This window comes from Desulfuromonas thiophila, assembly GCF_900101955.1.
GTDB classification, from domain to species: domain Bacteria; phylum Desulfobacterota; class Desulfuromonadia; order Desulfuromonadales; family Desulfuromonadaceae; genus Pseudodesulfuromonas; species Pseudodesulfuromonas thiophila.
The window spans coordinates 63,038-79,702 of the sequence record NZ_FNAQ01000001.1 but is presented as its reverse complement, the minus strand read 5'-3'; the positions used below and the strand labels follow the sequence as shown (position 1 = coordinate 79,702).

The 16,665-nt window shown below is 64.9% G+C and carries 18 protein-coding genes; all 18 read right to left on the bottom strand.

Annotation, left to right across the window (positions count from 1 at the left end; genetic code table 11):
- Positions 1-30: 30 nt before the first annotated feature.
- The 18 genes from BLR80_RS00355 to pstB all read right to left on the bottom strand — a co-directional run bounded on the left by BLR80_RS00355 (position 31) and on the right by pstB (position 16,647).
- Positions 31-2,445, bottom strand: a complete 2,415-nt coding sequence (locus BLR80_RS00355) for an endonuclease MutS2 (protein WP_245691261.1) — start codon at positions 2,443-2,445, stop codon at positions 31-33.
- Positions 2,414-2,905: a CvpA family protein gene (locus tag BLR80_RS00350; RefSeq protein WP_092075232.1), complete on the bottom strand. Its 492-nt coding sequence runs from the start codon at positions 2,903-2,905 to the stop codon at positions 2,414-2,416. Before BLR80_RS00350 ends, BLR80_RS00355 begins: the two co-directional genes overlap by 32 nt.
- A gap of 27 nt (positions 2,906-2,932) precedes the next feature.
- Positions 2,933-3,379, bottom strand: a complete 447-nt coding sequence (locus BLR80_RS00345; RefSeq protein ID WP_092075231.1) for a GatB/YqeY domain-containing protein — start codon at positions 3,377-3,379, stop codon at positions 2,933-2,935.
- Positions 3,380-3,416: 37 nt separating this feature from the next.
- The gene (gene hisIE / locus BLR80_RS00340; protein ID WP_092075230.1) at positions 3,417-4,109 is read right to left on the bottom strand and encodes a bifunctional phosphoribosyl-AMP cyclohydrolase/phosphoribosyl-ATP diphosphatase HisIE; all 693 of its coding nucleotides are present in this window, start codon (positions 4,107-4,109) and stop codon (positions 3,417-3,419) included.
- 34 nt (positions 4,110-4,143) lie between these two features.
- Complete coding sequence (gene hisF, locus BLR80_RS00335; protein ID WP_092075229.1) at positions 4,144-4,911, bottom strand: imidazole glycerol phosphate synthase subunit HisF; 768 nt, start codon at positions 4,909-4,911, stop codon at positions 4,144-4,146.
- Positions 4,905-5,654 carry a 1-(5-phosphoribosyl)-5-[(5-phosphoribosylamino)methylideneamino]imidazole-4-carboxamide isomerase gene (gene hisA / locus BLR80_RS00330; RefSeq protein ID WP_092075228.1) on the bottom strand — a complete coding sequence of 250 codons (750 nt, stop codon included), beginning with the start codon at positions 5,652-5,654 and terminating at the stop codon, positions 4,905-4,907. The genes hisF and hisA overlap by 7 nt, the downstream gene beginning before the upstream one ends.
- Positions 5,655-6,275 carry an imidazole glycerol phosphate synthase subunit HisH gene (gene hisH, locus BLR80_RS00325; protein ID WP_092075227.1) on the bottom strand — a complete coding sequence of 207 codons (621 nt, stop codon included), beginning with the start codon at positions 6,273-6,275 and terminating at the stop codon, positions 5,655-5,657.
- 3 nt (positions 6,276-6,278) lie between these two features.
- Positions 6,279-6,875: an imidazoleglycerol-phosphate dehydratase HisB gene (hisB, locus tag BLR80_RS00320; RefSeq protein WP_092075226.1), complete on the bottom strand. Its 597-nt coding sequence runs from the start codon at positions 6,873-6,875 to the stop codon at positions 6,279-6,281.
- 9 nt (positions 6,876-6,884) lie between these two features.
- Positions 6,885-8,186, bottom strand: coding sequence for a histidinol dehydrogenase (gene hisD, locus BLR80_RS00315; protein ID WP_092075225.1), 1,302 nt, complete (start codon positions 8,184-8,186; stop codon positions 6,885-6,887).
- Between the two features lie 52 nt (positions 8,187-8,238).
- Positions 8,239-8,901: an ATP phosphoribosyltransferase gene (hisG, locus tag BLR80_RS00310; RefSeq protein ID WP_092075224.1), complete on the bottom strand. Its 663-nt coding sequence runs from the start codon at positions 8,899-8,901 to the stop codon at positions 8,239-8,241.
- Between the two features lie 36 nt (positions 8,902-8,937).
- The gene (gene murA, locus BLR80_RS00305) at positions 8,938-10,194 is read right to left on the bottom strand and encodes a UDP-N-acetylglucosamine 1-carboxyvinyltransferase (RefSeq protein ID WP_092075223.1); all 1,257 of its coding nucleotides are present in this window, start codon (positions 10,192-10,194) and stop codon (positions 8,938-8,940) included.
- Positions 10,195-10,307: 113 nt separating this feature from the next.
- The gene (gene prmC, locus BLR80_RS00300; RefSeq protein WP_092075222.1) at positions 10,308-11,156 is read right to left on the bottom strand and encodes a peptide chain release factor N(5)-glutamine methyltransferase; all 849 of its coding nucleotides are present in this window, start codon (positions 11,154-11,156) and stop codon (positions 10,308-10,310) included.
- On the bottom strand, positions 11,156-12,223 hold the full coding sequence (gene prfA / locus BLR80_RS00295) for a peptide chain release factor 1 (protein WP_092075221.1): 1,068 nt from the start codon (positions 12,221-12,223) through the stop codon (positions 11,156-11,158). Before prfA ends, prmC begins: the two co-directional genes overlap by 1 nt.
- 18 nt (positions 12,224-12,241) lie before the next feature.
- Complete coding sequence (gene thyX, locus BLR80_RS00290) at positions 12,242-12,949, bottom strand: FAD-dependent thymidylate synthase (protein ID WP_092075220.1); 708 nt, start codon at positions 12,947-12,949, stop codon at positions 12,242-12,244.
- Positions 12,950-13,054: 105 nt separating this feature from the next.
- Positions 13,055-13,264 (bottom strand): 50S ribosomal protein L31, encoded by a 210-nt coding sequence (gene rpmE, locus BLR80_RS00285; RefSeq protein ID WP_092075219.1) that lies wholly within the window; start codon positions 13,262-13,264, stop codon positions 13,055-13,057.
- Positions 13,265-13,386: 122 nt separating this feature from the next.
- The gene (rho, locus tag BLR80_RS00280; RefSeq protein WP_092075831.1) at positions 13,387-14,634 is read right to left on the bottom strand and encodes a transcription termination factor Rho; all 1,248 of its coding nucleotides are present in this window, start codon (positions 14,632-14,634) and stop codon (positions 13,387-13,389) included.
- A gap of 501 nt (positions 14,635-15,135) precedes the next feature.
- Entirely contained in the window at positions 15,136-15,795 is a 660-nt protein-coding gene (gene phoU / locus BLR80_RS00275; protein ID WP_092075218.1) for a phosphate signaling complex protein PhoU, read from the bottom strand.
- 75 nt (positions 15,796-15,870) lie between these two features.
- Positions 15,871-16,647, bottom strand: a complete 777-nt coding sequence (gene pstB / locus BLR80_RS00270) for a phosphate ABC transporter ATP-binding protein PstB (protein WP_092075217.1) — start codon at positions 16,645-16,647, stop codon at positions 15,871-15,873.
- Positions 16,648-16,665 lie beyond the last annotated feature (18 nt).

Below are 16,665 nucleotides of genomic sequence, written 5' to 3'. Positions count from 1 at the left end.
ACCCTCGACGGGACTTGTGCACCATCCCGGCTAGGCGTCACCCAGTTCAATCAGGGTAACGCCGGTACCGCCCTGGGCCGTGTCGGCGGCATGAAAAGCCGTCACCGCCCGATGGCCGGCCAGCAGTTGCTGAATGGCCTGGCGCAAGGCACCGCTGCCGTGGCCATGCACCACGCTGACCTGGCGCCAGTTATGCAGCAAGGCGTCGTCAATCAGCCGTTCGACCTGGGGCAGGGCCTCTTCCACCCGGCAGCCGATCAGGTTGATCTGGGGGCTGAAGTCGTCGCGGCCTTCCGGCCGGCGGGCCCGCACCGGCGCGCCACTGGCGGCAAAGCGGCGGGGGCGGAAGGCTTCCAGCGCCGTCAGCGGCAACCGCAGGCGCTTGCCCTGCACACTCAGTTCCGCCTGCGTACCGCTGCAACGCAGTACCTCGGCCTCGGCATCCAGCGCCACCACCCGCACCAGTTCGCCCGCTTTCAGCTCCTGCGGCGCCGGCGCCTGCCGCGCCGGGCTGGCCAGCGGCCGCAACTCGGCCGCCTGCTGGTGCAGCTGCTGCATCAGCGCCGCCTGCTCCCGCCCACCCGCAGCGCCCAGCTCACGCGCCTGCCGCAGCAGCTCACGCATCTTCTGGCGCGTCTCGCTTACGGTCTGTTCAGCCTGGCGCCGCGCCCGCTCCAGCAGGCTGCCACGCTGGCGCTCGAAGGCCTCCAGCAGCTGACGGCGCTTGTCACGTTCCAACCGTGCCTGCCCCAGCAGGCGGGCGGTTTCCTCGCGCTGACCGGTCAGTTCACTGTAGAGGGCGTTAAGGCGCTCCACCACCGCCAGACTGTCGCGCTCCTGACTGCCCAGGTACTCCTCGGCCCGCTGCAAGACCCTGGCCGGCAGTCCCAGCCGGCGGGCAATGGTCAGGGCGCTGCTCGATCCGGGGACACCATAGTGCAGCCGATAGGTCGGCGCCAGGGTATCAGGATCGAACTCCACCGCCGCGTTCTGTACCCGCGGATGCAGATAGGCGTAGCCCTTGATCAGATTGAGATGGGTGGTGACCACCGTGCGGGCACCACAACCACGCAAATGATCGAGCACCGCCAGCGCCAGAGCGCCACCCTCGGCCGGATCGGTGCCGGTGCCGGCCTCGTCGAGCAGAACCAGCGACTGGCTGTCGGCCGCCCGCAGAATGCGGCGCAGACGCACCAGATGGCCGGAAAAGGTCGACAGGTCGCTTTCGATACTCTGGGCGTCACCGATGTCGGCGAACACCCGCCGGAACAGATAGACCCGACTGTGCGGCGCGCAGGGCACCGGAATACCAGCCGACACCATCAAAAACAGCAGGCCCAGGGTCTTGAGGGCAACGCTCTTGCCGCCGGTGTTGGGCCCGCTGATGATCAGGGTGTCGCTGTCGCGCCCGAGCCGCAGATCGACGGCGACGGCCGGCTGACTGCGCGGCGTGCCATCAAGCTGCAGCAACAGCAACGGATGGCGGGCCTGCTCCAGCTCCAGCTGACGCTTGTCGGTCAGCTGCGGCGCCACGGCATCGGTCAGGCGGGCAAAGCGGGCCAGGGCCGCGCAGCCATCAAGCTGTGCCAGCAGGGCCTGATTGGCCGCCAGAGCGGCGCGCTGCTGCCGTACCTGCTCGGCCAGCGCCAGCAGAATGCGTTCGATCTCGCGCTGTTCGGCACGCAGTAGCGACTGCAGCTGATTGTTGCGTTCAAGCACCTGCTCCGGCTCAATGAACAGGGTCTGGCCGCTGGCCGATTCATCGTGAATGAAACCCTTGACCTGGCCCCGGTGATCGGCCCGCACCGGCACCACATAGCGCCCATTGCGTTCGGTGACAATCTGATCCTGAAAGGCGCCGGCCAGATCGCCGCGCTGCAACAGGCTTTCAAGGGCCGTCCGCAGGCTCTGGCGCAGATTTTTGCTCTGCTGACGCAGATCGGCCAGCTGCCAGGAGGCTTCGTCGCGGACCTCGCCGCCACTGCCGATACTGCGACGGATGGCACGGCTCAAGTCCGGCAGCGGTTCCAGCCCGCTCGCCAGTTCAGCCAGCAGCGGACTCTGCCCGACGTTGCCGAAATAACGACGGCAGGCCTGGGCAGCCTCGGCGCTGTCGGCCACCAGCAGCAGCGCTGCCGGCGGCAGAAAGCTGCCGACAGCCCGGCTCTGATCGAGAATGGCGGCCAGATCGGCACTGCCGCCCAGCGGCGGCGCGCCCTGGGCTTCCAGCAGCGCGCGCGCCTCCATCACCCGTTGCAGCGCCGGCTCGACCTCGATACGCGGGCGCAACGGGCGCAACCGTTCGACAAAGCAACGCCCCGGCGGCGTCACCGTGAAGGTGGCCAGCAGGTCGATCAGCTTGTCGAATTCGAGCGCCCGCAGGCTGCTGTCGCGCAACCGCTCGGGCGGCCGGTCAGCGCCGCTGTTCAAGGACGGTACGACCATGGCGCAGCAGATCTTCTCCCAGATCGACAAAGGCCGGCCGCAGCTGCGACCGGCGGAAGGCCGGCTGGACCAGTTCGGGCAGCGGGATCTGGGCCAGACCGTACAGCACCAGCGCCAGCAGCACCAATCCCTGGGTCAGCCCGAACAGGGCGCCCAGCACCCGGTTGAACCAGCCAAGAAACAGCAGCCGCACCACGCGCGACAGCAACGCCCCGAGAGCGGCAAAAAACGCCATGGTCAGCAGGAACAGCAGCAGTACCACCAGCGTCACGCACAACAGCAGCGGCAACTGCAACCACTGCTGCAGCTGGCTGGCCAGCGGCGCGTAAAAGCTGCTGGCCACCAGGGTCGCCGCCAGCAGACCGACCAGCGAGCAGACCTCGCGCAACAGACCGCGCAGGGCTCCCTTGAGGGCGAACAGGGTCAGAATGACCAGAAGCACCAGATCGAGGCTGTTCATCGCCACGCGTTATCTCCCGCGGATGCTTCAGGCGCCCAGGCGGGCGCGCACCCGTTCGCTGACCACGCGACCCTCGGCGCGACCGCGAGTGGCCTCGCTGAGTACCTTCATCACCGCGCCCAGATCCTTCAGCGAACTGGCACCCAGTTCCGTGACGGTTTGCTCGATCAGGGCGGTCAGCTCGGCATCCGTCAGCGGCTGGGGCAAAAACTGCTGCACCACGGCGATTTCCAGTTCCTCTTTTTCAGCCAGGTCGGTACGGCCGTTGTCGCGGTACATCTGGGCCGACTCGCGCCGCTGCTTCACCAGGGTGGCCATGACAGCGATGATCTCGGCGTCTTCCAGCGACCGCCGCTGATCGATCTCGGCATTCTTTACCGCCGTGCGAATCATGCGGATGGTATTGAGCCGCAGACTTTCCTTGGCCCGCATGGCCTCCTTCATGGCGTCGTTCAACTGCTCCTGCAAACTCATGAGCTCTCTCCTGCGGCGGCCGGTGGGCCGGCCGGCGTTATTGGGTTCGCGATTGTTTTTCCTCGATGCCGGACTGGCCGAAACGGCGGCGCAGTTCCGCATAGACCCGCTCCGGCGGCAGATCGTACCAGGCCTGCAGCACCAGCAGATGAAACTGCAGATCGGCCAGTTCATAGATCAGCTCGTCGCGATCACCGCCCTTGCCGGCCACGGCCGTTTCGGTCGCCTCTTCGCCGACCTTGCTGAGAATCTTGTCCAGTCCCTTGGTGAACAGACTGTGAACATAGGATTTCTCTGTCGGATTGCGGCGCCGATCCTGAATGACATGGTAAACCGCGTCGAGAATGTCCGTGCGGGCATAGAGCGCCGTGGCGTCAACCGTGGGAGCACCCTCAATGGCCACCTGGTCGCCGTCCCAGCGCGAATAGAAACAGGAGTGGCGGCCGGTATGACAGGCGGCACCGATCTGCTCAACCTGGATCAGCAGGCAGTCACCATCACAATCGTAACGGATCTGCCGCACCAGCTGAAAATGGCCGGAGGATTCGCCCTTGAGCCACTGGCGGCCACGCGACCGGCTGTAGTAATGCACCTTGCCGGTTTTAAGCGTATTTTCAACCGCTTCAGCATTCATATAGGCCAGCATCAGCACCTCGCCGGTGGCGGCATCCTGAGTGATGCAGGGCAGCAGGCCCTGGGCGTCGAATTTAAGCTGTTCCAGCAGAGACATCACCGGCTCCTATGGCAGAAATCAATCACCGCAATCACAGTCGCACCGGCACGCCGTGCTGGCGCAGGTAGTCCTTGCATTCGGCGATGCTGTATTCACGGAAGTGGAAGATGCTGGCCGCCAGCGCCGCGCTGGCGCCGCCTTCGTCAAGGCCCTGGCGAATATGTTCAAGATTACCGACACCGCCGGAGGCAATGACCGGAATGGTGACGGCGTCGCTCACCGCCCGGGTCAGGGCCAGGTCGTAACCGTTCTTGGTGCCGTCGCAGTCCATCGAGGTAAGCAGAATCTCACCGGCGCCATAGGCCTCCATGCGCCGTGCCCAATCCACCGCGTCGATGCCGGTGCCGTTGCGACCGCCGTGGGTGAACACCTCCCAGCGCTGCGGCTGGCTGTCCGGCACGCGCCGGGCGTCGATGGCCACCACAATGCACTGGCTGCCAAAGCGTTCGGCGGCCTCACGGACAAAATCCGGCCGATGCACGGCGGCGGTATTGATGGACACCTTGTCAGCGCCGGCATTGAGCAGATTGCGAATGTCGGCGATCTCGCGCACGCCGCCGCCAACAGTCAGCGGCATGAAAACGCATTCGGCGGTGCGCGCCACCACATCGAGAATGATGCCGCGCTTGTCGCTGGAAGCGGTGATATCGAGAAAGGTCAGCTCGTCGGCGCCCTGGGCGTCGTAGGCCATGGCCGCCTCCACCGGATCACCGGCATCGCGCAGACCGACAAACTGAACGCCCTTGACCACGCGGCCATCCTTGACATCCAGGCAGGGGATGATGCGACGGGTCAGCATCGACCAGCCCCGGCGGTGGCGCTGCGGGTCAGGGCGATGGCCTGGCGCAGATCGAGGGCACCACTGTAGATGGCCTTGCCGGTAATGGCGCCACAGACACCGCGCGCCTCCAGCGGCAGCAGATTTTCAATATCACGCAGGCTGGAGATACCACCCGAGGCGATGACTGGGATGCGAATGGCATCGGCCAGGGCCGCGGTCGCCTCCAGATTCGGCCCCTGCATCATGCCGTCGCGGGCGATATCGGTGTAGATGATGGCCTCGACGCCCAGCCCTTCCATCTCACGGGCCAGCTCGGTGGCGCGTTTTTCCGTCACATCGGCCCAGCCGCGCACGGCCACCCGGCCCTCCTTGGCGTCGATACCCACCACAATGCGGCCGGGGAACAGCCGGCAGGCCTCGGCCACCAGGGCGGGATTCTCCTTGGCCACGGTGCCGAGAATCACCCGGGTGACCCCCAGGCGCAGATAGGCTTCGATGGTTTCGAGATCGCGGATACCGCCGCCCAACTGAGTCGGAATCTGCAGCGCGGCAACAATGGCGGCAATGGCGTTGCGGTTTTTCGGCACACCGGCGAAGGCGCCATCGAGATCGACAAGATGCAGCAGTTCCGCACCCTGCTCCTGCCAGCTGCGCGCCTGAGCCGCCGGATCGTCGTTATAGACGGTGTCCTTGTCCATCAGGCCCTGTTCCAGCCGCACACAGCAGCCACCCTTGAGGTCAATCGCGGGAATCACCAGCATTTAAAGTTCTCCAAAGTTCTGCAGAATGCGCAAACCCACCGCCTGGCTCTTTTCCGGGTGGAACTGGGTCGCCATCAGATTGTCGCGCCACAGGGCGGAACAGAATTCCACACCGTAATCGGTGGTGGTCAGCACCGCCGCCGGATCGTGCGGCGCCACATAATAGGAATGGACGAAATAGACGTAGCTGCCGTCGGCCACGCCCTTGAGCAGCGGGCAGTCGCGCTGGAGGCGCAGCCGGTTCCAGCCCATGTGCGGCACCTTGAGGGCGGCGCCGTCCTGCCGCAGATCGGCGGGAAAACGCACCACCTCGCCCGCGATCAGCCCCAGACCCTCATGGCAGCCGAACTCGCTGCTCCGGCTCAACAACACCTGCATGCCCAGGCAGATGCCGAGAAACGGCCGGCCACTGGCAACATGCTGGCGGATCGGGTCGATGAAGCCTCCCTGGCGCAGCTGCGCCATGCAATCGCGGAAGGCGCCGACACCGGGCAGCACCAGCCGTTCGGCCCGTTCGATGACGCGCGGATCGGCGCTGACGCTGGCGCTGAAGCCCAGATGCTCGAAGGCCTTCTGCACGCTGCGCAGATTGCCCATGCCGTAATCGACAATGGTGATCATGCCCTACTCCAGCCGGCCCTTGGTGGACAGCACCCCCTGGATACGCGGATCGAAGCCCGTCGCCGCGTCCAGGGCGCGGCCCAGGCCCTTGAAAATGGCCTCGATGATGTGGTGCAGATTGCGGCCGTAGGCCAGGTTGACATGCAGGTTGACGCCGGCATGGTTGCAGAACGCCACCAGAAACTCCTCCACCAGTTCGATATCGAAGGTGCCGACCTTGGCCTTGGGCAGCTCAACGTTATAGACCAGATAAGGCCGGCCGGAGAAATCGAGCACCAGCTCGGCCAGGGCCTCATGCATCGGCAACTGACACTGGCCATAGCGGCGGATGCCCTTTTTATCGCCCAGCGCCTGGCGGAAGGCCTCACCCAGACAGATGCCGAGATCCTCCACCGTGTGATGATCATCGACGGCGGTATCGCCGCTGGCGCGCACCTGCAGATCGAAAAAGCCGTGACCGGCCAGCAGACACAGCATGTGGTCCATGAAAGGCACCCCGGTGACGATATCGGCCTGGCCGCTGCCGTCGAGACAGAGACTCAGTTCAATACGGGTTTCCGCCGTCTGGCGTTCGATCCGGGCGCAGCGTTGTGTTGCCATGGGGCCTCCTCAGGCGTTGAGATCATCCAGCCGCAGCTGCACCGAGCGGCCATGGGCGTCGAGCCCTTCCAGCCCGGCGATGCGCACCGTCTGCGGCCCCAGCCGCTTCAGGCCGGCGGCGCTGCAGCAGATCAGGCTCGATTTCTTGACAAAGTCATCCAGCGACAGAGGCGAGAAAAACCGCGCCGTGCCGCCTGTCGGCAGGGTGTGGTTGGGACCGGCCAGATAGTCACCCAGCGCCTCGGGCGTGTGATGGCCCATGAAGATGGCGCCGGCATGGCGCACCTGCGGCAGCAGGGCGAAGGGCTCGGCCACGGCCAGTTCCAGATGTTCCGTCGCGATGCGGTTGCAGAAATCCAGCGCCTGGGGCAGGTCAGCGGCCACGATGATGGCGCCAAACTGTTCGATGGCGCTGCGGGCGATGGCCTGGCGCGGCAGTTCATTCAGCTGGCGCGCGACCTCGGCCTGCACCTGCGTGGCCATGGCGGCACAGGTGGTGACCAGCACCGCCGAGGCCAGTTCATCGTGCTCGGCCTGCGACAGCAGATCGGCCGCCAGATGACGCGGATTGCCGCTGCCATCGTTGACGATGAGAATCTCGCTCGGTCCGGCGATCATGTCGATATCAACCAGGCCAAACAGCTGTTTCTTGGCCGTGGCGACGTAGATATTGCCCGGCCCGGTGATCTTGTCGACCTTCGGCACCGTCGCGGTGCCATAGGCCAGCGCCGCCACCGCCTGGGCGCCGCCGATGCGGAAGATGCGCTGCACGCCGGCAAGACGGGCCGCCGCCAGTACATGGGGATTGACCTCGCCGCCCGGCATGGGCACCACCATGATGATCTCTTTTACGCCGGCCACCCGCGCCGGAATGGCGTTCATCAGCACCGACGAGGGATAGGCCGCCTTGCCACCGGGCACATAGATGCCGACACGATCGAGCGGCCGGACCAGCTGACCCAGCAGAATGTCGTCCTCGTCGGTGGACAGCCAGGTCTCCTGCTTCTGGCGGCGGTGGTAAGCGGCGATGCGGTCGGCGGCCAGCTGCAGCGCCGCCAGATCCTCCGCCGTCACCCGGGCGACGGCGGCATCGATCTCGGCCGCACGGACCTCCAGCCCGTCGGCCGTCAGATCGAGGCGGTCAAACTGGCGGGTATAGTCACAGACGGCGGCATCGCCGCGCTCGCGCACGGCGCGCAGAATATCCCGCACCGTCGCCTCGACACCAGCCGGCATGGCTTCGGCCCGCTGTTCGATGCGGGCGAAACGGGCGGCGAAATCCTCAGCGGAAAAACGCAGAATCGGAATCATGGCGCTCCTTGTGGCTGAGCGGCCGGCCGGGATCGCGGCGGCCGCGCCGGATTCAGGGCGAAATGCGCGCCTCGTCGCCGATGACCCCTTCAAGGGCATCGATGATGCGGCGGATGCGCGCGTGCTTGGTCTTCAGGCTGGCGCGGTTGACGATCAGCCGGGTGGTGATCTCGGCGATGGTTTCAACCTCGACCATGCCGTTATCGCGCAGGGTGGCGCCGGTGGACACCAGATCGACAATGCGTTCGGACAGACCCACCAGCGGCGCCAGTTCGATGGAGCCATACAGCTTGATCAGCTCCACCTGGATGCCCTTGGCGGCGAAATAGCGCTCGGTGACATTGGGGTACTTGGTGGCCACGCGAATGTTCGACCAGCTGCCCGGATCATCGTTCTGGCGCAGGGCCTTGGGCTCGGCCACCACCAGCCGGCAGTAACCGAACTTCAGGTCAAGCGGCTCGTAGAGATCCTTGTTCTGCTCCAGCAGGGTGTCCTTGCCGACCACGCCGATATCGGCACAGCCATATTCGACATAGGTCGGCACGTCCGTGGCACGCACGGCCATGAAGCGGTAACCATCGGCGGCATTCTCGAACACCAGCTTGCGGTTGCCGCCGTCCATTTCCGGGCAGGTAATGCCGATCTGGCCGAACAGGGCCATCGAATCCTGCATGATACGGCCCTTGGGCAGGGCGAAGGTGATGAAATCGCTCATGGGTCTCCTTGTCAGGGCGCCGGTGGCGCCGGAGCATCAGTCCGCCGGCAACCGTTCGATATCGGCGCCGAGCTGGCGCAGCTTGTCCTCCAGCCGCTCGTAACCGCGATCCAGATGGTAGATACGCGACACCTCGGTGGTATTGCCGGCCGCCAGGCCCGCCAGCACCAGACAGGCGCTGGCGCGCAGATCGGTGGCCATCACCGGCGCACCGAGCAGTTCCGGCACGCCCTCGATCAGCGCCTGGCGGCCATCGATGCGAATCCGCGCCCCCAGTCGCTGCAGCTCGCAGACGTGCATGAAACGGTTCTCGAACACATTCTCAGTGATGACGCTGGCGCCCTGGGCACGTACCAGCAGCGCCATGAACTGGGCCTGCATGTCCGTCGGGAAGGCCGGATAGGGCCCGGTGCGAATCTGCAGCGGCGCCAGCACGTCCGGCCCCTGCACGGCGATGCCGTCCGGCCGACAGTCTACCAGCGCACCGCACTGACGCAACTTGCTCAGCACCGCGTCGAGGCAGGCGGGCTCGGCTCCCTGCACCAGCACCTCGCCACCGGTCATGGCCGCCGCCACCAGAAAGGTGCCAGCCTCGATGCGGTCAGCCATCACCCGATGGCGCATGGGCTGCAGACGGGTGACGCCATCGATGCGGATGGTATCGCTGCCGGCGCCCTCGATGCGGGCGCCCATCTGCGTCAGGGCCGCCGCCAGATCGACAATCTCCGGTTCACAGGCGGCGTTCTCGATCACCGTGTGACCCTCGGCCAGGGTCGCCGCCATCAGCAGGTTTTCGGTTCCGCCAACGGTGGGAATATCCAGATAGATCCGCGCCCCACGCAACCGGTCGGCGCGGGCCTCGACATAGCCGTGATCAAGGCGGATCTCGGCGCCCAGGGCTTCGAGGCCCTTCAGGTGCAGATCGATGGGCCGGGCGCCAATAGCGCAGCCGCCCGGCAGACTGACACGGGCATAGCCCAGCCGTGCCAGCAGCGGCCCCAGCACCAGCACCGAGGCCCGCATGGTACGCACCAGCTCGTAGGGTGCCTCGGCGTTTTCAATGGCATCGGCGTTGAGTTCGATCCGGTGGCCATCCTGCCGACTGCGCACCCCCAGCAGGCCGAGCAATTCCAGGGTGGTACGGATGTCGCGTAGCTGCGGCACGTTATCCAGCTGGTGGTTGCCCGGCGCCAGCAGACAGGCGCACAACAGCGGCAGGGCGGCGTTTTTGGCGCCACTGACCGTAACCGTGCCGCGCAGGGGGCGGCCACCACGAATGCGAATCTTGTCCACCGGATCAGGCTCCGTCAGGTTCTAGGGATAACAGAAGGCTGAAAAAAACCCCGGCCGGGTTTTTTCAACGACGCCCAGCCCTGGGCGCTACAGGCGGTTTTGCAACCGCCAGATCAAGAACGGCAACCGCCGACCACGCGCACCAGACCACCGTAGTCGCGCCGCTGATAAATCCGGTTCAGGCCGGCCGCCGCCAGCAGGGCGGCCACGGCCTCGGCCTGACCGTCGCCCACCTCGAGCAGCAGCCAGCCGCCGGCAACGAGTCGTTGCGGTGCTTGGGCCGCCAGCGCACGATAGGCATCAAGGCCATCGGGGCCGCCGTCGAGGGCCAGGCGGGGTTCGTGCGCGGCCACCTCGGGCATCAGACCATCGAGCTCGATCCGGGCGATATAGGGCGGATTGGCCAGCAGCAGCCGGTAGGGGCCGCCGTCGAGCCGATACAGGTCGCCACGCCGCAGACGCACCCGCTCGGTCAGATGGTTGCGCGCGACATTGGCCCGGGCCAGCTCGAGCGCCGCCTCACTGACATCAAGGGCCTCGACCTCTTGGCCGCTGGCGTGGGCCACGGCAATGGCAATGGCGCCACTGCCGGTACCGATATCAAGAACGGGGCCGGGCTGCTCCTGCAGACGGGCCAGCGCCTCTTCCACCAGCACCTCGGTGTCGGCGCGCGGAATCAGCACCGCCGGTGAGACCTGCAACGGCAGCGACCAGAACTCGGTCTCGCCCAGGATATACTGCAAGGGTTCGCGGGCAGCCCGCCGCTTCACCAGCGGCCGGATGCGATCGAGTTCGTCAGCCTGCAACGGCTGGTCGTAACACAGGTAAAGACCGACACGATCCTTGGCCAGAGCAGCGCCCAGCAGACATTCGGCATCGTGCCGCGCGGCGCTGATGCCCTTGTCGCCGAAGTAATCGGTAAGCCAGCGCAGCAGGCCCAGCACCGTCCAGCCCTGCTGCATCAGCCCTCCTGCCGGGCCATCTGCTCGGCCTGGTAGTGGGTGGTCAGGGCATCAATGATCTCGTCCAGATCGCCTTGCATGATAGCTTCGAGACGATACAGCGTCAGGCCGATGCGATGATCGGTGCAGCGGCCCTGCGGAAAATTGTAGGTGCGGATGCGCTCGCTGCGGTCGCCGCTGCCCACCTGGCTTTTGCGGTCGGCGGCCATCTGGGCGGTCTGCTGCGCCTGCATGGCGTCGAGAATGCGCGAACGCAGCACCTTCATGGCCTTGGCCTTGTTCTTGTGCTGCGACTTTTCCTCCTGGCAGGCCACCACCACCCCGGTCGGGATATGGGTGATACGCACCGCCGATTCGGTCTTGTTGACGTGCTGGCCACCGCTGCCGGAGGCGCGGTAGAGATCGACCCGCAGATCGGCCGGGTCGATCTCCAGATCAACCTCCTCGGCCTCGGGCAACACCGCCACGGTACAGGCGGAGGTGTGGATACGGCCCTGGGCCTCGGTTTCGGGCACGCGCTGCACCCGGTGGGTACCGCTTTCGTACTTCAGCCGCGAGTAGACGTTCTGGCCGCTGACCACGGCAATGACCTCCTTGAAGCCCCCGACACCGGCCTCCGAGGCGCTGAGAATTTCCACCTTCCAGCGCTGGCGGTCGGCATAGCGGCAGTAGGCGCGAAACAGATCGGCGGCAAACAGGGCCGCCTCGTCACCACCGGTGCCGGCGCGGATCTCCAGCACGATGTTCTTGCCATCATTGGGATCACGCGGCAGCATCAGCTGGCGCAACAACTGCTCCTGCTCCTGTTGCTGGCTTTCCAGCTCGGCCAGTTCGGCGCGGGCCAGCTCACGCAGATCGGCATCGCCATCGCGCAGCAGCTCCTCGTTGTCGGCCCGCTGCTGCCGCAGCCGGCAGTAGCGGGTGTAGGTCGCCACCAGTTCGGCCAGTTCGGCATGCTCGCGCGTCAGGGCGCGAAAGCGCTCCTGGTCGGCCAGCACGGCCGGATCGGACAACAACCCTTCAATTTCATGGAAGCGGTCCACCACCGCCTCAAGCTTGTCAAACATGCATCTCCCCAGCTCGGTTCAGGATCGGGCGGGCGGGTTCGGTGGCGCGGCCAGTTCGGTCCGCACCTGTTCGGCCGCACCGCAGCAGAAGGCCCCTTCGGGGCAGGGCCCGCGCAGGCAGCCGGGCCCGGCGGTTTCAAACAGCAGCGGCGCAGCCTCCCGGCAAGCTTGCAGCATGGCAATGGCCAGGGCGCGGATCTCCCACTGCGCCCGGCGGCAACAGCGCAGACTGAAAAAATGATGCAACTCGCGGGCGTTCATCGTCATTACCAGCCGCGTTGGCGCCGCGTTGGGCAGCACAAAGCGGGCATCCTCGGCCGGGATGCCGGCCGAGAGCAGGTCGCGGTAGAGCTGCTGCACATCCGCCAGGGTCTGGCGGTAACGCGCCAGCAACTCGGGCCGCTCACGCAGGCTGGGCGGCTCGACAACGGCCAGTTCGTCCTTGAATGCCACATAGCGCTGACTCTGCTGCGAATAGGAGGCCAGCCGGTGACGCACCAGCTGATGGGAGCAGGCGCGGCTGATGTCCTCAACGGCAAAACTGAAACTGACATGTTCCAGAACGGAAAAATGACCGAGGGCGAGCACCTTGCGAATCAGCCGGGCGGCATCGGCAGTGTCGGCCGCCAGCAGACTGGCGATACCGCTGGCGCTGTAGCACAACCGCGCCGCGGCAGCGACGAGTTTTTCCGGCTCGGGCGTATGGCTGAGCAGTTGTACCTGCATGGTCAGTTCCGGAGAAAAGCGGGGATTTTTGAACGTGAAACAGCCGCAGGAGCCATCACAGGCTCCTGCGGCTGAACGACAGCACGATCCCGGGCGGACAGAGGGTTACTTGTCGCCCTTGGCGTAACGCTTGCGGAAGCGCTCGATGCGGCCGGCGGTATCCAGCAGCTTCTGGGTGCCGGTGTAGAACGGATGACAGGCCGAGCAGATCTCGGTGACCAGCTCGCCGGTCTTGGTGGAACGGGTCTCGAAGCTGTTACCGCAGTGGCACTTGACGGTAACGGCGTCGTATTTGGGATGGATACCTTCTTTCATGGCATGATCTCCTTGGCGCCTGGCTTCTGTACAGGCTGATGAGGCGTGGAAACTTCCCCAGCGGGGAAAAGGACTTGCGATAGTACAGGGTCGAATGGGCCGCTGGCAAGCGGTTTTTTGCCCTACTGGTTCATCGAGTCGAGAAACTCCTGGTTGTTGTCCGTTTCCAGCAGCTTCTCGCGCAGAAACTCCATGCTGTCGACCACATTCATGGTGCTGAGCACCTTGCGCAGCAGCCACATGCGCTGCAGGGTGGTGGAATCCTGCAGCAGCTCCTCGCGCCGGGTGCCCGACTTGTTGATATCGATGGCCGGGAAGGTGCGCTTGTCCACCAGCCGGCGGTCCAGCACCAGTTCCATGTTGCCGGTGCCCTTGAACTCCTCGAAGATCACCTCGTCCATCTTGCTGCCGGTATCGATCAGGGCAGTGGCGATGATGGTCAGGCTGCCGCCCTCCTCCACGTTGCGCGCCGCGCCGAAAAAGCGCTTGGGCTTGTGCAGGGCATTGGAATCGACACCACCGGAGAGAATCTTGCCGGACGGCGGCACCACGGTGTTGTAGGCGCGCGCCAGCCGGGTGATGGAATCGAGCAGAATCACCACGTCGCGCTTGTGCTCGACCAGCCGCTTGGCCTTCTGGATCACCATCTCGGCCACCTGCACGTGACGGGTGGCCGGCTCGTCGAAGGTTGACGACACCACCTCGCCCTGCACATGGCGCTGCATGTCGGTCACCTCCTCAGGCCGCTCGTCGATCAGCAGGACGATGAGATAGGCTTCGGGGTGGTTGGTGGAAATGGAATTGGCCAGGTTCTGCAGCAGCACCGTCTTGCCGGTGCGCGGCGGCGCGACAATCAGGCCACGCTGGCCCTTGCCGATGGGCGAGACCAGATCGATAACGCGCATGGCGATGTTGTCATTGGTGGTTTCAAGCTTGAGCCACTGCTGCGGATGCAGCGGCGTGAGATTGTCGAACAGGGTCTTGCGCCGGGCCACGGCGGGATCTTCAAAGTTGATCTCCGACACCTTGAGCAGGGCGAAATAACGCTCGCCCTCCTTGGGTGGACGGATCTGGCCGGAGATGGTGTCACCGGTGCGCAGGTTGAAGCGGCGGATTTGCGACGGCGAGACATAGATATCGTCCGGCCCCGGCAGATAGTTGGCATCGGGCGCGCGCAGAAAGCCGAAGCCGTCGGGCAGAATCTCCAGCACGCCTTCGCCGAAGATTGCGCCTTTCTGGGCCGCGGTGGCGCTGAGAATGGCGAAGATGATGTCCTGCTTGCGCATGCCGGCGACGCCCTCGATCTTCAGGTCGTTGCCGATCTCCGTCAGTTCGGTGATCTTCTTGGCCTTGAGGTCTTTCAGGTGCATGGACGCATTGTCGTCGTCCAGTATGGCGGCCTTGGCGGTCTTGCTGTCGGATTTTTTCATGGTCTCGGGCGCGGGCACCGCCACCGGCCGGCGATAGAACGCACCGAGGCAACGGGCTTGCTGGGGATAGGGGTCAGGGTCTGTGCGGGATGTAAATCCTACGGGGCCAACGGGGGATGATTCGGGGATGGCGCGTTCGAACAGGGTGGGCAGCCGGCGTTGCGGGCTGCCCGAATGCCCCTTTGTCTACATGCTTTGCCAGGCCTTGTCAATCGGATAAATCGCCGTGGCCGCCGAGGGCGCCCCGGCCAGGGGCGCGCCGCCAGACCGCTGAGGGCGCCGTCTTAGCAAGATGTTGAAAAAGCCCCGGACGGGGCTTTTTCAACGACGCACGCCGAAAAGGCGCTTTTTCGTCTTGCTCACACAATCAATCCATTGCAGAGCAATGATTGATTTTAGTCGCCCATCCATGGGCGCCACAGGCTGTTTTTCAACAGCCTGCTAGCCGCCGCTGCGATGGCGCACGATAACACCGTCAACCAGATAAACCACGTCTTCAGCGATATGCACCGACAGATCGGCGATCCGCTCCAGATGGCGTGAAACCGCCAGCCACAACAGCATCGGCTGCAGCAGGCTGTTGTCCTGCAGGATGCACTGCTTGACCTGGCTGTAGGTCTGGCGGTGCATGACATCAATGGCGTCATCGGCCCGGATCACCGCCCGCGCCCGCTCGGCATTGAGATTGACCAGCGCCTCCAGACTCTCCTTGAGCATGTGCAGCACCTTGCGGCCCATGGTCGGGCAATCGAAGGGCGGCTCAACCCGTTTATCCTCGGCAAAGGCCAGTGTCCGCCGGGCAATGTTGACCGCCACGTCGGCCATGCGCTCCAGATCGCTGTTGATCTTGATGATCGAGACGATAAAGCGCAGATCGGTGGCCACCGGCTGGTGCAGCGCCAGCACCTTCAGGCAGTTTTCCTCCAGCTCGACCTCGCTCAGATTGACCTGTTTATCCTGCGCCACCACGGCATTGGCCAGATCGATATCGCCCCGCTCCAGCGCCTGGATGGCGCGCTGCACGCTATCCTCCACCAGCGCGCTCTGGGTAAGGATCTGACGCTTGAGGGCCGCCAATTCCTGTTGCAGATGTACTGCCATAAGCCTTGCGCTCCTTTCTGCCGGCCACTCGCCCGCCGTGCCGCCCTGCCGGTTCGGGACAGCGCCGTGGCGTTTCTAGCCGAAACGGCCGGTGATATAGTCCTCGGTCTGCTGGTGGCGCGGCTTGACGAACAGCTTGCTGGTCTTGTCGAACTCGATCAGCAGGCCCTCGAACAAAAAAGCCGTGTAATCCGACACCCGCGCCGCCTGCTGCATGTTGTGGGTGACGATGATGATGGTGAACTGGTCGCGCAACTCCTTGATCAGATCCTCCACCCGCGCCGTCGACTTGGGATCAAGAGCGCTGCAGGGTTCGTCCATCAGGATCACCTCGGGATTGACGGCGATGGCGCGGGCGATACAGAGCCGCTGCATCTGGCCGCCCGACATGCCGAGAGCCGATTCGTGCAGGCGGTCCTTGACCTCGTCCCACAGGGCCGCGCCCCTCAGGCTGCGTTCGACGGTTTCATCGAGCACATGCTTGTCGTTGATGCCGGCAATGCGCAGGCCGTAGATCACGTTTTCGTAGATCGACTTGGGAAAGGGGTTCGACTTCTGGAACACCATGCCCACCCGGCGGCGCAATTCGATGACATCGAGCTCGCCGGAGTTGATCTCGGTGCCATCAAGGCGGATGCTGCCCTCCATGCGGGCCACGTCCACCAGATCGTTCATGCGGTTGAGACAGCGCAGAAAGGTCGACTTGCCACAGCCCGACGGTCCGATCAGCGCCGTCACCTGGCGACGCGGAAAGGTCAGGTTCAGGTCGAACAGCGCCTGGGAATTGCCGTAATAGAAATTGAGGTGGGCGACATCGATGATGATATCGCTCAGCGGATCGGTTGCCGTCATGCACTCCTCCCGCGGCAC

Coding starts and splice junctions, on each gene's coding strand:
- BLR80_RS00355 (WP_245691261.1), bottom strand. CDS start 2,445: ATGGTCGTACCGTCCTTGAACAGCGGCGCTGACCGGCCGCCCGAGCGG.
- BLR80_RS00350 (WP_092075232.1), bottom strand. CDS start 2,905: ATGAACAGCCTCGATCTGGTGCTTCTGGTCATTCTGACCCTGTTCGCC.
- BLR80_RS00345 (WP_092075231.1), bottom strand. CDS start 3,379: ATGAGTTTGCAGGAGCAGTTGAACGACGCCATGAAGGAGGCCATGCGG.
- hisIE (WP_092075230.1), bottom strand. CDS start 4,109: ATGTCTCTGCTGGAACAGCTTAAATTCGACGCCCAGGGCCTGCTGCCC.
- hisF (WP_092075229.1), bottom strand. CDS start 4,911: ATGCTGACCCGTCGCATCATCCCCTGCCTGGATGTCAAGGATGGCCGC.
- hisA (WP_092075228.1), bottom strand. CDS start 5,654: ATGCTGGTGATTCCCGCGATTGACCTCAAGGGTGGCTGCTGTGTGCGG.
- hisH (WP_092075227.1), bottom strand. CDS start 6,275: ATGATCACCATTGTCGATTACGGCATGGGCAATCTGCGCAGCGTGCAG.
- hisB (WP_092075226.1), bottom strand. CDS start 6,875: ATGGCAACACAACGCTGCGCCCGGATCGAACGCCAGACGGCGGAAACC.
- hisD (WP_092075225.1), bottom strand. CDS start 8,186: ATGATTCCGATTCTGCGTTTTTCCGCTGAGGATTTCGCCGCCCGTTTC.
- hisG (WP_092075224.1), bottom strand. CDS start 8,901: ATGAGCGATTTCATCACCTTCGCCCTGCCCAAGGGCCGTATCATGCAG.
- prmC (WP_092075222.1), bottom strand. CDS start 11,156: ATGCAGCAGGGCTGGACGGTGCTGGGCCTGCTGCGCTGGCTTACCGAT.
- prfA (WP_092075221.1), bottom strand. CDS start 12,223: ATGTTTGACAAGCTTGAGGCGGTGGTGGACCGCTTCCATGAAATTGAA.
- thyX (WP_092075220.1), bottom strand. CDS start 12,949: ATGCAGGTACAACTGCTCAGCCATACGCCCGAGCCGGAAAAACTCGTC.
- rpmE (WP_092075219.1), bottom strand. CDS start 13,264: ATGAAAGAAGGTATCCATCCCAAATACGACGCCGTTACCGTCAAGTGC.
- rho (WP_092075831.1), bottom strand. CDS start 14,634: ATGCACCTGAAAGACCTCAAGGCCAAGAAGATCACCGAACTGACGGAG.
- phoU (WP_092075218.1), bottom strand. CDS start 15,795: ATGGCAGTACATCTGCAACAGGAATTGGCGGCCCTCAAGCGTCAGATC.
- pstB (WP_092075217.1), bottom strand. CDS start 16,647: ATGACGGCAACCGATCCGCTGAGCGATATCATCATCGATGTCGCCCAC.